Source organism: Pseudobutyrivibrio ruminis DSM 9787, from assembly GCF_900218035.1.
GTDB classification, from domain to species: Bacteria; Bacillota; Clostridia; order Lachnospirales; family Lachnospiraceae; genus Pseudobutyrivibrio; species Pseudobutyrivibrio ruminis.
Map to the genome: position 1 here is coordinate 296,324 of NZ_OBMR01000003.1, position 16,476 is coordinate 312,799.

The 16,476-nt window shown below is 38.9% G+C and carries 15 protein-coding genes and 1 other annotated feature; all 15 genes read left to right on the top strand.

Annotation, left to right across the window (positions count from 1 at the left end):
- Positions 1–23 precede the first annotated feature (23 nt).
- The 15 genes from CRN97_RS03345 to CRN97_RS03415 all read left to right on the top strand — a co-directional run bounded on the left by CRN97_RS03345 (position 24) and on the right by CRN97_RS03415 (position 16,169).
- Positions 24–1,079 carry a phenylalanine--tRNA ligase subunit alpha gene (locus CRN97_RS03345; RefSeq protein ID WP_090394082.1) on the top strand — a complete coding sequence of 352 codons (1,056 nt, stop codon included), beginning with the start codon at positions 24–26 and terminating at the stop codon, positions 1,077–1,079.
- Between the two features lie 15 nt (positions 1,080–1,094).
- Positions 1,095–3,455, top strand: a complete 2,361-nt coding sequence (gene pheT / locus CRN97_RS03350) for a phenylalanine--tRNA ligase subunit beta (RefSeq protein WP_097075860.1) — start codon at positions 1,095–1,097, stop codon at positions 3,453–3,455.
- A gap of 30 nt (positions 3,456–3,485) precedes the next feature.
- A complete protein-coding gene (locus tag CRN97_RS03355) occupies positions 3,486–3,833 on the top strand; it encodes a PilZ domain-containing protein (protein ID WP_074790613.1) in 348 nt (115 codons plus the stop codon).
- A gap of 21 nt (positions 3,834–3,854) precedes the next feature.
- Positions 3,855–4,736, top strand: a complete 882-nt coding sequence (gene lgt / locus CRN97_RS03360; RefSeq protein ID WP_097075861.1) for a prolipoprotein diacylglyceryl transferase — start codon at positions 3,855–3,857, stop codon at positions 4,734–4,736.
- A gap of 244 nt (positions 4,737–4,980) precedes the next feature.
- Positions 4,981–5,412: a division/cell wall cluster transcriptional repressor MraZ gene (gene mraZ, locus CRN97_RS03365; protein ID WP_033153908.1), complete on the top strand. Its 432-nt coding sequence runs from the start codon at positions 4,981–4,983 to the stop codon at positions 5,410–5,412.
- Between the two features lie 7 nt (positions 5,413–5,419).
- Positions 5,420–6,361, top strand: a complete 942-nt coding sequence (gene rsmH / locus CRN97_RS03370) for a 16S rRNA (cytosine(1402)-N(4))-methyltransferase RsmH (protein ID WP_044933963.1) — start codon at positions 5,420–5,422, stop codon at positions 6,359–6,361.
- A 64-nt stretch (positions 6,362–6,425) separates the two neighbouring features.
- Positions 6,426–6,923, top strand: coding sequence for a hypothetical protein (locus tag CRN97_RS03375; protein ID WP_044933965.1), 498 nt, complete (start codon positions 6,426–6,428; stop codon positions 6,921–6,923).
- A gap of 15 nt (positions 6,924–6,938) precedes the next feature.
- Entirely contained in the window at positions 6,939–8,975 is a 2,037-nt protein-coding gene (locus CRN97_RS03380) for a peptidoglycan D,D-transpeptidase FtsI family protein (RefSeq protein WP_097075862.1), read from the top strand.
- A gap of 42 nt (positions 8,976–9,017) precedes the next feature.
- Complete coding sequence (gene mraY / locus CRN97_RS03385) at positions 9,018–9,965, top strand: phospho-N-acetylmuramoyl-pentapeptide-transferase (RefSeq protein WP_330400068.1); 948 nt, start codon at positions 9,018–9,020, stop codon at positions 9,963–9,965.
- Positions 9,966–9,983: 18 nt separating this feature from the next.
- Positions 9,984–11,141 carry an FtsW/RodA/SpoVE family cell cycle protein gene (locus CRN97_RS03390; protein WP_179670664.1) on the top strand — a complete coding sequence of 386 codons (1,158 nt, stop codon included), beginning with the start codon at positions 9,984–9,986 and terminating at the stop codon, positions 11,139–11,141.
- Positions 11,134–11,892: a cell division protein FtsQ/DivIB gene (locus CRN97_RS03395; protein ID WP_097075864.1), complete on the top strand. Its 759-nt coding sequence runs from the start codon at positions 11,134–11,136 to the stop codon at positions 11,890–11,892. The genes CRN97_RS03390 and CRN97_RS03395 overlap by 8 nt, the downstream gene beginning before the upstream one ends.
- 139 nt (positions 11,893–12,031) lie before the next feature.
- A complete protein-coding gene (gene ftsZ, locus CRN97_RS03400) occupies positions 12,032–13,267 on the top strand; it encodes a cell division protein FtsZ (RefSeq protein ID WP_074790819.1) in 1,236 nt (411 codons plus the stop codon).
- A gap of 828 nt (positions 13,268–14,095) precedes the next feature.
- On the top strand, positions 14,096–14,434 hold the full coding sequence (locus tag CRN97_RS03405; RefSeq protein WP_097075865.1) for a PadR family transcriptional regulator: 339 nt from the start codon (positions 14,096–14,098) through the stop codon (positions 14,432–14,434).
- A gap of 10 nt (positions 14,435–14,444) precedes the next feature.
- Positions 14,445–15,410 carry a permease prefix domain 1-containing protein gene (locus tag CRN97_RS03410; protein WP_097075866.1) on the top strand — a complete coding sequence of 322 codons (966 nt, stop codon included), beginning with the start codon at positions 14,445–14,447 and terminating at the stop codon, positions 15,408–15,410.
- A 3-nt stretch (positions 15,411–15,413) separates the two neighbouring features.
- Positions 15,414–16,169, top strand: coding sequence for a DUF4097 family beta strand repeat-containing protein (locus CRN97_RS03415; RefSeq protein WP_097075867.1), 756 nt, complete (start codon positions 15,414–15,416; stop codon positions 16,167–16,169).
- Positions 16,170–16,220: 51 nt separating this feature from the next.
- Positions 16,221–16,464 (top strand) — a binding site (T-box leader).
- The last annotated feature ends 12 nt before the right edge of the window (positions 16,465–16,476 follow it).

Genomic DNA, 16,476 nt, shown 5'->3' on the forward strand with positions numbered 1-16,476 from the left:
AAATTTAGTTTACGGAGGAAGCCATGATAGATATCATATCTGAATTGAGCACAAAGTTTGAAGAAGAGCTTCAGAACATCAAAAATTCTGAAGAACTTGAAAATATACGTGTTTCATACTTAGGTAAAAAAGGTAGTGTTACAGCTGCAATGAAGGAAATGGGCAAGCTTTCTGTTGAAGAAAAGAAAGAGTTTGGCCAGAAGATTAACGTATTAAAAAATACTGTTGCTGACAAGATTGCTGAAAAGAAAGAAGAAATCGCAGCACTTGAGCTCCAAAAGGAAATTGACAAGGTTCCTGAGTTTGATATTTCACTTCCAGAGCATTTTGAGCAGGGAAGTTATCATCCAATCACACTTGTACAGCGTCAGTGCGAAACTATCTTTAAGTCTATGGGCTTTACTGTTGAGGATTATAGCGAAGTAGTTACTGATTATGAGTGTTTCGAATCTGTAAATATTCCAAAGTATCACCCAGCTCGTGATATGCAGGATACATATTATCTTGAAAATGGACAGCTTCTTAAGTCTCAGACAACAGCTGCACAGAACGCTATCTATAAAAAGTATCGTAAGCAGCTTATCGAGGATGGTACACCTATCAAGGCTATCTTCCCAGGACGTTGCTTCAGAAACGAGGCTACAGATGCTTGCCACGAAAACACATTCTTCCAGATGGAAGGTGTTATGGTTGGAAAGGATATCTCTATTTCAAACCTTATCTACTTCATGAAGACAATGCTTTCAGAAGTATTTAGACGTGATATAAAGGTTCGTCTTCGTCCAGGATTCTTCCCATTTGTGGAGCCTGGTTTCGAGCTTGATATCAACTGCCTTAACTGTGGCGGTAAGGGCTGCCCATCATGCAAGCACTCTGGATGGCTTGAGCTTTGCCCATGCGGTATGGTTCATCCAAAGGTTCTTGAAGAGGGTGGTATCGATCCTGACAAGTACACTGGCTTTGCTTTTGGACTTGGTCTTACAAGACTTGCAATGATGAAATACGGAATTAAAGACATTCGTGATCTGAACAGCGGAAATCTTTCAAGCTTAGCTCAGTTCACTGATGATGAGCAGTAAGGGAGGACTATAACCATGTTTATTTCAATGAATTGGATCTCTGATTTCGTTGACCTTGAAGGTCTCGACAAGATGGAGCTTATTTCAAAGTTCTCTCTTGCAACAGCAGAGGTTGAAAATGATATTTTCCATAAAGGCGAGGATTTATCTGGAGTTGTTGTTGCTGAAATCAAGTCAGTAGAGGAGCATCCAGAGTCTAAGAAACTCCACCTTCTTAAGGTAGATGCTGGAGATGGCAAGCTTACAGATGTTGTCTGTGGTGCACCTAATGTACGCGTTGGTATGAAGACTGCTTTTGCTAAGGTGGGAGCACAGATTGGCGACATCACAATCGCTCCAAGACCACTTGCTGGTTATGATTCATTCGGAATGTGCTGTTCTGAAAAGGAAATTGGCATTTCTGATAACAATGACGGTATCATGGATATTCTTGATGATGCTCCAAACGGAACAGATATCAAGGATTTATATGAAATCGATGATATTATTTTTGAGGTTGATAACAAGTCACTTACAAACCGTCCTGACCTTTGGGGTCACTACGGAATTGCAAGAGAGTTTGCTACAATTGCAAAGCGTCCTCTTAAGGAGCTTCCTACACTTGACCTTAGCAAATATGACAATCTTGAAAAGATTGATTTAAAAATCGAAGATGAGCTCTGCCAGAGATATTCATCATTAAAGGTAGAGAATATTAATACAAATGTTGCTCCTGTTAACATGCGAATCAGACTTTTCTACTGTGGCATGAGAGCAATCAACCTTCTTGCAGACCTTACAAATTACATCATGCTTGAAATGGGACAGCCTATGCATGCATTTGATTCACGTAAGGTTGAAAAGATTCGTATCAAGAGATTTGATAAGCCTTTCACTTTCACAACTCTTGATGGCATTGAAAGAAATATCGACGAGAACACTCTTATGATTTGCAACGACAACACACCTGTTGCTATTGCTGGTATCATGGGTGGTCTTGATTCTGAAATTGTAGAAGATACAACTACACTTACTCTTGAATCAGCTACATTCAATGCAGCTTCTATTAGAAAGAGTGCAGTTCGTCTTTCTCACAGAACAGATGCTTCAGCTCGTTATGAAAAGAGCCTTGATCCAGAGATGACTACAGTAGCTATCGCTCGTTTTATGAAGCTTCTTTCTGATATTGATGATGGTGTAAAGGTTGTATCCGCACTTACAGATGAATATGCATTCCATTATCCACAGGTATCTCTTGATTTTGACAAGGATTTTGTGGATAAGTATACAGGAATTGAAATCAGTGATGAGCATATTGTGGATACACTTACATCACTCGGTTTTGGCGTTTCTCAGGATGGAGCAAACTTCCATGTTGAGGTTCCTTCATATCGTGCTACAAAGGACATCAGTCTTAAGGCGGATATTATTGAGGAAATCACACGTATCTACGGATATGATAACTTTGAACTTTCTACAACAAATGCGCCTCTTTACCCAGTACGCATGGCTGAGGACAAAAATGTAGAAGATAGAATTAAGGATATCCTTGTTAAGAGATTCCAGCTTCATGAGGTTCATTCATATGTATGGCAGTATGCTGATGAGTACAAGAAGCTTGGTATGGAAGTAGAGGAGAACATTAAGCTTGCTAACTCTACAAACCCTAATATCGAAACACTTCGTCGCTCAATTATTCCTACACAGCTTTGCCAGGTAAACTACAACACTGGTTATGCTACTGACTTTGGTATTTTCGAGGTTGGTCGTGTAGTTGAAGGCTTAAAAGAAGATGGCCTTTGTGATGAGCACAAGAAGCTTTGCATTACATTATTCTCAAAGACAAAGTCACTTGAGACTCTTTACTTTGAGCTTCGCGATATGATTGCTGAGACAATTGCTGATGTTAGACATAAGTCTCTTACATACAAGAAGCTTGAGGCTACTCATTCATATGAACATCCAAAGAATCTTTACAGCTTAGTTCTTGATGATGTAGTAATCGGTGAGATGGGCGTTGCACATCCACTTGTTTCAAAGAAAATTGATAAGAAGGCTGCTATCGTATTTGCGGAAATCGATGTTGAAGCACTTGCTGATATCAAGCAGGAGAACATTTCATATGTTGAGCCTTCAAAATATCCTTCAATTGAAGTAGATTTATCATTTGTAGCAGAGAAATTTTCTGAGATAAATGATACAATAAAAGAGAGCGCACAGGATATATTGAAAAAGGTAGGAGTTGCCGATGTATATTCTGATAGCACTGGAAAGTCGATTACAGTTAGACTTCTCTTTGGTGATGATGAGAGAACTCTTACACATGACGAAGTACAGAAGGTAGTCGATGATATAATTGAAAAGCTTAAGAACAAAGGTATTAATCTTAAGATGTAATCTACAAAATAAGATTGGGAGGTCAGGAGCATGGAAGAGAAGAGAAAAAATAAGCGTTTGGATATTGACGTAAAGGTTGAAATCGAACGTATCGATGAGGCCAACATTACCACCGTTAAATACATGGAGGTAGAAGTTACCAATATCTCAAAGACTGGTTTAGCTTTTAGAGTAAAAGACGTTGAATTTGAGGATGGAGCATGCTTTGATGCTAGAATTCAGATTTGGACAAAAGAAACAATCGATACAGTGTTCAAGGTTGTTCGTGTAAATAAGCTTGAAGACGGCATGTATGAGTATGGATGTATCTTTGTTGGAATGACAGATACTGATGCACTCAAGATTGAAATCTATCAGTTATTTAGCAACGCAGAGTAATTATTAACAGGGAGAATTGCTGTGAATACAAGTATTATTTTCCCTAATTTGCATATTACATTAGATAATGTTGGAAAAGGATTCTATATTGGATCCTTTTTCATTGCTTTTTACGGAGTTATTATCGCAATTGGTATGCTGGTTGGGGTAGGTTTTATTTTAAAAGAGGCAAAACGAGTTGGATTTGATGAAGATTCATTTCTAGATATTTGCATTATCACTATTATAGTGGGCGTTATCGGTGCTCGTATTTATTATGTTATATTCGCCTGGGATTACTACAAGGACAATCCTATTAGTGCACTCAATATCAGGCAGGGCGGTCTTGCAATTTATGGTGGTGTGCTTGCTGGTATAGCTTGTGTGTATATCCTTTCTAAAAGAAAGAAGCTTGATTTTCTCAAGGTAATGGATGTAGCTATCTTTGGCGTAATCATCGGCCAGATTTTTGGTAGATGGGGCAATTTCTTTAATAGAGAAGTTTTTGGTCAATACACAGATGGCTTGTTTGCAATGTTACTTCCTATCGATGCAATTCGTTCGCAGAGCGATGTGACTGCTGAAATGCTTGCTAATCTGGTGCAGATTGATGGTGTTACTTATATAAGTGTTCATCCAACATTTTTGTATGAGTCATTGTGGAATCTTGCCTTATTAATCTTTTTACTGCTTACTAGAAAAAAGAAAACATTTAATGGTTATGTATTCTTTACATACCTCATAGTATATGGTGCTGGTCGTTTCTGGATAGAAGGAGTTAGAACAGACCAGCTTAAGCTCTGGGGAACAAATCTTGCAGTATCTCAGCTTATAGCTGCTGTATGTATTGTTCTTGGTAGTGGATTGTTTTTTTACTATAAAAAGAATCATCCACTTTCCACCCCACAGGAGATAAATTTATAAGAAATTGTATTTTTTTAAAGACATTGGAGTTTCCAATGTCTTTTTTTATGCCTTTTTTTATCAAAAATTGCACTTTTTGTGGTCTGGCCCTCCACCTTATACCACATATAGAAAATGCCGAAAAACATTGATTTTTCACGGTTTTTGGGTTGCGCAATAAGGAAAAATAGTATAAAATGTATTTAAAAGTGGAGGAAAGTGGAAGAAAAGTGTCACAAAGTGGTGGAAAGGAGGAACGGCTTTCATGTTCATGGGTGAATACAGTCACAATATAGACGCGAAGAACCGTCTTATTATGCCTGCAAAGTTTCGTGAACAGTTGGGAGAGCACTTCGTAGCCACTAAGGGACTTGATGGATGCTTGTTCGTTTATCCTATGAGCGAATGGAAAACCATCGAAGAAAAATTTAGAGAGATTCCACTTACCACCAAAGATGCTAGAAAGTTCTCTCGTTTCTTCTTCGCAGGAGCGGCAGAATGCGATATCGACAAACAGGGAAGAGTACTTATTCCTGGTAATCTTAAGGAATACGCAGGAATTGATAAGGAAGTTGTTTCTGTTGGTGTCTTGAACCGAATTGAAATCTGGTCTAAGGAGAGATGGACAGATGAAGGCACTTACGATGATATGGATGAGATAGCAGAACACATGGCTGAGCTTGGCCTTGGAATTTAGGAGTCAAATGGAATTTAATCATTATTCAGTTCTCTTAAATGAGACAATTGATAATTTAAATATTAAGCCTGACGGAATCTACGTTGATGGAACGCTGGGAGGTGGCGGTCATTCTTATGAAATAGCAAAACGCCTCACCACTGGTCATCTTTACGGATTTGATCAGGATACAGATGCTCTTAAAGCAGCTGGTGAAAGACTTAAAGAGTTTGGTGACAAAGTCACTAGAATTCATAGCAACTATGAATTCATGAAAGAAAAGCTTTTAGAGCAGGGCGTCACAAAGGTAGACGGAATCATGCTTGACCTTGGAGTATCAAGCTTCCAGCTTGATGAAGCAGACAGAGGATTCACCTACAGAGTTGACGATGCACCACTTGATATGAGAATGGACAAGGATAATCCTATGACGGCAGCTGATATAGTTAATACTTATTCAGCTGAGGATTTGACCAGAGTCCTGTTTACATATGGCGAGGAAAAATTTTCCAAGCAAATTGTTAAAAACATTATTAAACAGCGAGAAATCGCACCAATACTTACAGCCGGACAGTTAAATAAAATAATAGCTGAAAGTATTCCGAAGAAGGCTCAGGTAGGTCAGGGTCATCCTTCTAAAAGAACCTACCAGGCACTTCGAATTGAGCTCAACAGAGAGCTTACTGTTTTAGAAGACCACATCGATGACATGATCGATTTGCTTAATCCAGATGGAAGGTTATGCATCATCACTTTCCATTCGCTGGAAGATAGAATCACGAAAGTGGCATTTAAAAGAAATGAAGATCCGTGCACATGTCCAAAGGATTTTCCTGTATGTGTATGTGGTAAGAAATCAAAAGGTAAGGTGGTTACGAGAAAGCCAATCTTACCTAGTGAGAAGGAGCTGGAAGAGAATTCCAGATCAAAGAGCGCAAAGCTCAGGGTTTTTGAGAGAAAAGATAGCTAATCGGATAAGACAAAAGTAATGGGGAATAATGCTAGTTTTAATTGCGAGAATGAGGAGTTAGAGAATGCAACAGTTACAGACATATTATTACAACCAGGGAAATGCAGTACGCAAGGAAGTTGATCCTTACGCACAGCCATATCGTCCAGTTCGTGTTTTACCTACAAGAGAGCAGCGCGAGCGTGAGAAGCGCGAGGATGCTATCCGTCGCCAGAAGATTACAGACAGAAAACGCGCAGCAGCCCTTAGAAAGAACAGATTATTAACTGGTTATATGATTGTAGCAGTTATGTTAACATGTGTTATGCTTGTTGGATATGTAGCATTACAGACAAACGTTACTACTAGAATGAGCAGAATCGCAGATTTAGAGAACGAGCTTTCAACATTAAACGCTGACAACAGCGCAGCAGAGAGCAGAATTGCAACAACTACCAATCTTTCAGATATTAAGGATAAAGCCATAAATGACCTTGGTATGGTGTATGCAACTAGCAGCCAAATAGTGTATTATAGTGTAGATGGTTCGGACTACATGAGTCAGTACCAGGATATTCCATAAGAATAGAGATACAAAATGGCTGAGAATAAAAGACGAAGAGTAAAACCGAATAATAAGATTTTAAAAAGAATGCAACGCAAGCTCTGGGTAGTATTTGGAATTGTTTGTATTCTTTTTGTCGTTCTGATAGGCAGAGTAATGTACATTCAGCACACTAGTGGTGATAAATACGAAAAAATCGTTCTTGCTCAGCAGGATTACGATAGTACAACTATCCCTTTTCAGCGAGGCAATATTATTGATGCAAGAGGAACAGTTCTTGCCACCAGCGTAGATGTTTACAATGTAATTCTGGATTGTAAGGTGCTTAACGCAAATGAGGATGCTATCAGTACTACAATCAGTGCTATTACAGAATGTTTCGACGAAATAGATGCGGATACAGTTAAAACACAGCTTACAGACAATCCGACATCTCAGTATTATATCCTTGCTAAGAAAGTTTCCTATGAAGAGATGGCAGCTTTCGAAGAGCTCAAAACAACAGAGTCATACAAAGGCAAGGTTTTTGGTATTTGGTTTGAAAAGGAATACATCAGGCAGTATCCATATGGCAGCTTGGCTGCAGCTACAATCGGATATGCCAGTGGTGGTAATGTAGGCGTTATCGGTCTGGAAAATAAATATTCCAGTGTTCTTAATGGAGTTAATGGTCGTACCTATGGCTATTTAAATTCTGATAGCAATCTTGAACAGACTACGATAGATGCTACAAATGGTAATAACATTGTTCTTTCCCTGGATGTTAATATCCAGACAATAGTCGAGAAGGCTGTTGCAGATTGGAACAATGAAACAATGACTGCTTACAATGCGGAGCATCCTGATGAGCCAGAATCATTTGGATCTAAACACACGGCAGTGCTTGTTATGAATCCAAACAATGGCGAGATTCTTGCCATGGCTCAGTATCCAACATTCGATTTGAACAATCCTAGAGATTTGACAGGTTATTATTCAGACGAAGATTTGGAAGTGATGACTACAGATGAAAAGATGGATGCATTGAACCAAATCTGGCAGAACTTCTGTATCACATACACATACGAACCAGGTTCTACTTTCAAGCCTTTCACTGTTGCAATGGGACTTGAGACTGGCGCTCTTACAGGAGATGAGACATACTTCTGTGATGGTGGAGAGATGATTACAGGCTATCCAAAGATTGTAAAGTGCGTTGCTTACAACAGTGGTGGACATGGAACTCAGACTATTGCAGATGCCCTTTCAAATTCTTGCAACGATGCATTGATGCAGATGGTTAGAGTTATAGGCCCAGAGACTTTTGCTGATTACCAGTCAATCTTTGGATTTGGTCAAAAGACTGGTATCGATCTTACAGGTGAGGCTAGCACAGCAGGTCTTATCTATAGCGAAGAGGATTTAAATTCATCTATCAACCTTGCAACAAATTCATTCGGCCAGAACTTTAATACTACAATGGTTCAGTTGGCAAGTGGCTTTAGTTCGCTTATCAATGGTGGATATCTCTATGAACCTCACCTTGTTACAAAGATTACCGACCCTAACGGTAATACAGTAGAAGAGGTTGAACCTACTATTTTAAAGAGAACTATTTCAGAGGAGACTGGTGATCTTATTAAGAGCTACCTTGAGTACGTAGTTTCTGATGGTACAGGAAAGACTGCTGGTGTTGATGGTTATCGCATTGGTGGTAAGACAGGTACTGCTGAGAAACTTCCTCGTGGTAACCACAAATATTTAGTTTCATTCATTGGTTTTGCACCTGCGGATAATCCACAGGTTGTAGTATATGTAATTGTTGATGAACCTGGAGTTGGCGCTGTTGGTAATAATCAGGCCCACAGTAGTTTCGCTCAGCAGATTTGTCATAATATTTTTGAACAGATTCTTCCTTACATGGGAATCGAATCTTCTTTGACAGAGGAAGAGGAGGCTGCAGCTGCAGCTAGTCTTACTGAAGCTGCTCAGGCAACAGGAGACGAAGGTGGAACAGAGGATACACCAGAAGGCTCAGAATCTACAGCAGATCCTGCAGAGACTCCCGAAGTCGAAGAAGAACAACAATAGAGAATTTTTAGAGAATTAAAGTTAGAGAATTGGAGTTTTATTATGTTAGAAGTTTTTTTACCAATGTTGGTATCTTTTGTTATTGTGCTTATTTTAGGACCAATATGCATGCCTGTTTTAAGACGCCTTAAGATGGGAAATACAGAAAGAGAGTATATCAAAGAGCACAAGGTAAAAAATGGAACACCTTCTATGGGTGGAATTATGATTCTTATTGCGTTTGCAATTGTAGGACTTTACTATGCACCAAAGGCACCTCATATTTATCCAGTGGTATTGTTGACATTAGGGTTTGGTGTTTTAGGCTTCGTTGATGATTTATTAAAAGCCCTCAAGAAAAGCTCAGACGGCTTAAAGGCTTGGCAGAAAATGCTTGGTCAAATCGGTCTTACTACTTGCTTCGCCGTATATATGGTTAAGTTTTCAGATGTTTCACTTGAGCTCAGAATTCCAGTTACAGGAGCATTTGTTGACATCAGTTGGGTTGCTATCGCACTTTTATATCTTGCAGTTCTTGGTACAGTAAATGGTGCTAACTTTACAGATGGCATGGATGGTCTTGCTACATCTGTAACTCTTGCAATTGCAGCATTCTTTGGAATTGCTTCAGTACAGCTTTATTCAGATATCACACCAGCAATAGCTGCCATGATTGGTGCATTGTTTGGTTTTTTAATGTTTAATGTTCATCCAGCAAAAATCTTTATGGGTGACACAGGTTCTTTAGCACTTGGTGCTTTTGTTGCAAGCTGCGCTTATATGCTTCAGATGCCTATTTTTATTATTATTGTTGCTATTATCTATTTAGTAGAAGTTCTATCTGTAATTCTTCAGGTAGGTTATTTCAAGCTTACTCATGGTAAAAGAATATTTAGAATGGCTCCAATTCATCATCACTATGAATTAGGTGGCTGGTCTGAAGTAAAGGTAGTTGCTGTATTTACTACCGTTACTATTTTCTTGTGCGTGCTTGCATATTACATGGTCTAAAGGGATGGGGAAGAGTTTATGGTAAGAGAACAAGAGCTGGTTGCTTCCAGAAAAGAAGCAAAGCGGCGTAAGAAAATTAAAAAGCTATTAAACTTTGACTATACGCTTTTATTAATCATAATATTCATCCTTGCATTAGGACTGGTTATGCTTTACAGCACTTCAGCTTATGCTGCATCTTTGAAAAGAGGAGATTCGGCATATTATCTTAAGCGTCAGATGTTTGCCTCTGGCTTAGGATTTGTAGGTATGTTTTTTTCTACAAAGATAGACTACCGTAGATGGTCTCATTTTGTTTGGCCATTTTATATTGGTTCAATGGTTCTTTGCGTCATGGTTATCTTTGTAGGTACAACAATCAATGGTCAGGCACGTTGGCTTAGCATTGGTGGACTTTCAGTTCAGCCATCGGAGATTGCGAAGGTTGCAGTTATTTTGCTTTTGGCCAATGTAATAGACAGAGCTCCGAAAGCTCAAAGAACATTTGAAGGTTCCATCAAGACTATGTGTCTTGTCCTTCCAATTTTCGCAGTAGTTGCTTATAACAACCTTTCTACAGCTATTATCATTATGGGTATTTCTTTCATAATGGTATTTATTGCATCTCCAAAGTTTTGGTACTTTGTGGGGGCAGCTGCAGGAGGAGTTTTACTCATTATTTTATATATTTCATTAGCAAGTTATCGTTCTGATCGTGTTGCCACATGGCTTCATCCTGAGGATTATGTTACAGGTTCTGGTTTCCAGACACTTCAGGGACTTTATGCTATTGGTAGCGGCGGTCTTTTTGGAAAGGGCTTAGGAGAGAGTATGCAAAAGTACATTGTTCCAGAAGCCCAAAACGATATGATTTTTTCTATCATTTGCGAAGAGCTAGGTGTATTTGGAGCTGTTTGTATTATTCTTCTTTATATTTTGCTCCTGTACAGACTTTTATATATTGCCAATCATTCAAAGGACATGTTTGGTTCTTACATTTGTATTGGTATTATGAGTCATATTGCTCTTCAAGTTATTTTAAATCTTGCCGTTGTTACAAATTCAATACCTAACACAGGTGTTATTTTGCCTTTGATTAGTTATGGTGGTACATCGGTAGCTATTCTTTTAACAGAGTTGGGATTGGCGCTTAGCGTATCAAAGAATATGGAATTCGAAGGTGATGAAGATGTCTAGACGCCGTAAAAACAGAAAAAGCCATGTACTGGCTATTATTGAGATTTTATTTTCGTTGATATTACTGTTGGTGATACTTGGCGTTTTAGCCTATTTCTTATGTCCTTTAACTGATGTAGCAGTAGAAGGAACTGATTTGTACACTTCAGATCAGATTTCAGAATATATTTTAGATGACAAGTACTCAACTAATACGATATATGCATTTTTAAAAAACAAGCTGTTTCCAAAGGGAGACGCTGAGTTTATTGAGTCATTTGATGTAAAAATTACAGGAATGCATAGTATTACAATTGTTTGTAATGAAAAGCCAATCTTAGGCTACATTAGCGAAGAAGATGGCAATTATATATATTTCAACTACGATGGTTCCATTACAGAAATCAGTGCAAGCTATATTGACCGAGGATATATGCAGGTAGAAGGTGTTACCTGCGAGAAACCAGAAGTAGGAATGACACTCCCTATCGGTGATGATCAAATAGGATATCTTACATCGCTGATAAAGATTCTTCAAAAAAATGATATTATGCCTAATGTGGTTTCATATGATGAAAATAGCCACATTACGCTTAAATATGACACATACAATATTTCACTGGGAAGTAGTGTTTACCTGGAAGAGAAGATAGACCGCGCATTAAAGATTCTTCCACAAATCGAAGGTTTGCAAGGTACACTACATCTTGAGAATTACTCAACCCAAAACACAGATATTGTATTCGAAAAAGATACTGAGGTGGTCGAATAAAATGCAATTTTTGGTAAAAAACAGTTGCGAAATAAGGTGAAAAACTATAATATGTTATTAGTGTACAAGTATAGTATGCTTTTTTGGTATTAGAGATTTTCGACCTCCCTTCGAGGTTTAATAAAAGGAGGATATGGTTTTGATTAACATTACGACTGACGAGACAGGGGCTCCTGTCAGAATCATTGTTGTTGGTGTCGGCGGAGCTGGCAACAATGCAGTAAAGCGTATGGTTGAAGAGGGTATTGGGGGAGTTGAGTTCATTGGAATCAACACTGATAAGCAGGCACTTGATTTATGTAAAGCGCCTACTCTTTTAGCTATAGGTGAGAAGACTACAGGTGGAAAGGGTGCTGGTGCTAACCCAGAGGTTGGCATGCGTTCTGCAGAGGAGAGTGCAGAGGATATTTCTGCAGCTATCAAGGGCGCAGATATGGTATTCGTTACTTGTGGTATGGGTGGCGGCACTGGTACAGGTGCAGCTCCAGTTGTTGCTAAAATTGCAAAGGAGCAGGGTATCCTTACTGTAGGTATCGTTACAAAGCCTTTCCAGTTTGAAGGAAAGCCACGTATGAACAATGCCTTAAATGGTATTGAGAGATTAAAAGAAAATGTTGATACACTTATCGTAATTCCTAACCAGAAGCTTGTTGAAATTACAAACAAGAGCATGGGAATCGGTGAGAGCTTCCGTATTGCAGATCAGGTACTTCACCAGTCTGTACAGGGTATCACAGATCTTATCACAAAGAATTCGCTTATTAACCTTGACTTCGCTGATGTTCAGACAGTTATGAAGGACAAGGGTCTTGCACATATTGGTATCGGTTCAGCTAAGGGTGACGAAAAAGCTCTTGAGGCTGTTAAGCAGGCTGTTGCTTCACCTCTTCTTGAGACAAGCATTCAGGGTGCTACTGATGTCATCGTCAACATCTGTGGTGATGTTGGACTTAACGACACATCAGAGGCTACATCTTATGTTCAGGATATGACTGGTGCTGACGCTAACATCATCCTCGGTGTTACAGAAGATGACACAATGGACGATGAAGTTACAGTTACAGTTATCGCTACTGGACTTGGCGAGCCAAACACAGCTACAACAGGCGCATTCCGCAGCTCAACAGGTATGGTTTATGGCTCACAGCCTAGACAGTCAAGCGCTGACTTACTTGCAGGCATGAGAGGAGCAGCTGCTCCAGCTAGCCAGTCAGGTGTTACAAATACACCTCCTGTAGTTAACAGACCTGTTACACCTACACCTGTTGCTACAACTCCAATTCAGCGTCCAACAGCTCCAACTGTACCTACAGAGAGCACTGTACCTGAATTAAACATCAAAATGCCAGACTTCATGAATTCAATCAAAAAATAATAATCAAACCTTACAGGCACTGCATTACGCAGTGCCTTTTTTATTACCCGTACGCCCCAAGTCAACCCCAACCAGGTCTACATTCCATCCCTCCATAGCCTAATCATTCTAGTGACTTCCTACTTTATGTAGTAACCGAGCGCCCTTACTTATTTACTTGCATCGTCTGCGGATTATGTTTTTCTAAGCATCACGTGTCGCATTTTTTATGGTGCGTGTTCTTTAAATTCTTTGCACTTCTAACACCACAGTAGGTAGAATGGGCAGACACACACTATTTATAAGTATTAATCTCCGCAACAAGCTTAGGAATAATTGCCGCGACATTTGTAGTGAGCCTAGAAAAATAGAAGCAGGTTTTGTTAAGTTTATATACGGGTTGCCATGGACGGCAACCCGAGCCTGATAGTGAAATGGACTGAACTTGAAGGCGGTATATAAAATTACAAAACCTGCTTCGTTATTTTCCTTGGCAAACGGAGTATGAGCGCAATTATCCTAAGCCTTGTGCGGAGATTAATATGTAGACTTTATGTGTCTGCCCTCTACCTACAGTGGCTTCGAAGTGCAAAACCAATTAAAGGACACGCACTTAATGCTCCCTTGTGATGCTAAGAAAAACTATAATCCTTGCGCTGTCGGCGTAAATAAGTAAGTGCGCTCGGTTACATAAAGTAGGAGGTCATATACCTATATTGCTATGGAGGGATGGAAATTTTTTGTGAAAGGGGTTGACATACTTCGACAGTCGTAGTATATTTACTACATCAAACGTACTACGACAGACGTAGTACGGCAGACATAGTACGATAGACGTAGGAGGATTATATGGGTGAAATAAGTAGTGATGTAATTAGAGGCTACAATGACACCATGATACTTTCCATTCTTATGAAGGAGCCTTCTTATGGTTATGAGATTTCTAAGCAGATAAAGAGTATTTCGGAAGAGAAATATGTTATTAAAGAAACGACTCTGTATTCGGCTTTTACCAGAATGGAAAAGAATGGTTTTATCGAATCATTTGTGGCTGATCCAGATCCTGAAGGGAATGGAAAGAAAAGGACCTATTATAGAATCACGGATAAAGGTAAAGAGTATTACATTGATAAATGTGATGAGTGGGAGCTTACAAAAGAAGTAGTTGAAAAGTTTATTTCAAAATAGGAGAGAAGATATGGAAACAATTAAGAGCTATTTAGATGCAATGTTTAGTAGTATGCCAAATACTCCTGAGGTTAAGAAAGCAAAGGCTGAGCTTTTTTCAATGATGGAGGATAAGTATAACGAGCTTATTGCAGAGGGTGTTAGTGAGAATACTGCTGTTGGTACAGTAATCTCAGAGTTTGGTAATCTTGATGAGTTGGCTGAGGATTTAGGGCTTACTAAAGAGGTTGAGGAAGTTCACGAGAGAGAGCAGCAGCCTAAGAGATTTGTTTCAATGGATGAGGCTATTGAGTTTATTAAGGCTGAGAAAAAGAGAGCTCTTCTTGTTGCAACAGGTGTTTTGCTTTGTATCACATGCGTTTGCTGGCCAATAGTTTCAGATTCAGTTTTTGGTTTTATGGATATGGAGAATTATGCCGTAGCTATGATGTTTGTATGGATTGCAGTTGGCGTGGGATTGTTCATTTATAGTAGTTTTGTTAGTTCTGATTTCGCTTTTCTTAGAAAAGAGCCATGCCAGATGGACATGGCCACAACAGATTTGATTAAGGAAAAGAAAGCTGAGTTTAAGCCTATTACAGCAGCTGCAATAACACTCGGATGTGCTTTGTGCATATGCGCTGTTGTGCCGGTTATTATTTTTGATTTCGATATATTTGCATACTTCATATTTATCATGGTTGGTATAGGTGTATGGTTGTTTGTATATTCTGGAATTATTAATGGTAGCTTTGATACTTTGTTGGATGCAGGCAATGTTGTTCGCAAAGACAGAAATTCAAATGGAAATGAGGAAGATGTGGAATATGTAAGCAAAGGTGCAAAGATTCTTATGGAATCATATTGGTCAATAGTTACATGCTTATATCTTATTATCAGTTTCACAACTTTTAATTGGGGTTCTACATGGATAATTTGGGTTATAGCAGCAATTGCTCATAAAGTATTTAAGATAGCACTTGTAAAGGAGGATTAAGAAATGACTACAAAGAAATTTCAGTTAATAATATGGATTTTTACTCTGATTATTGTTGTTGGCTCTTGCATTATTCGATTTGCTCCTTTTTCAAGTGGTCGTAGTGAAGAGTCAGAATATGATTTTTCTAAATACAGTGTAGCAACTGTAAAAGTGGATGCAGATGCCGCAGATTTATATATTGAATATGGTGATGAGTTTAAGGTAAATACAAACTATCAAAAGAATGTTGAACCAAAGGTTACATTGGAAGACGAATGTTTAACAATCGAGCAGAAATATTCTGTTAACGTAAGAAATCTGAAAGATTGCTACATCAAAATTACTTTACCTAAGGGTACAGTGATTGACACAGCTGATATTACTGCTAGCGCAGGAGATATTGATATTGACGGAGTTAACTTCGATACATTGAAGATTGATGCTGATGCTGGGGATATCGATATCAATGAGGTTACTGCAAATGACTTTGTTATAGAAGCAGATGCAGGTGATATAGATGTTAGTAAATCTGTTTTTGACACAGTAAAGGTAACCACAGATGCAGGGGCTGTAGAAATGGAAGATGTTACTGCAACAAATGGCACATTTGATGCCGATATGGGAAGCATTGATATTGACGGAGATTTTGAAAAGATTACAGCTAGCTGTGAGATGGGAGACATTGATATTACAGTTCCTGATGCAAATAAAGTAGATTTTGATTTAGATTGTGAGCTTGGTAGCATCAAAGTAAATGGATCTAGATGGAAAAATTAGTTGTTGACAACAGAATTGCAGAATGGTAGTATTACTTCAACACAATAAAGTAATAAACCGATGAGGGGGAGGAGTACCTCTTTGTGATTCATAGGAGAGAGCCGCGATGGTGGGATGCGGTATGATAGCAATTTGGGAATGGACTCCTGAGGGCGTGAGGAAATGACTTTGGTCAGAGTATTGCACGACGTAAGGCATACGTTAGTTGCCAGGGATATGATGGTATCCTGTTAAGCGCATAGGATTATCCTATGAATTCAAGGTGGCACCGCGGAAAAGAATTTTCGTCCTTGATGGAAACTATTAA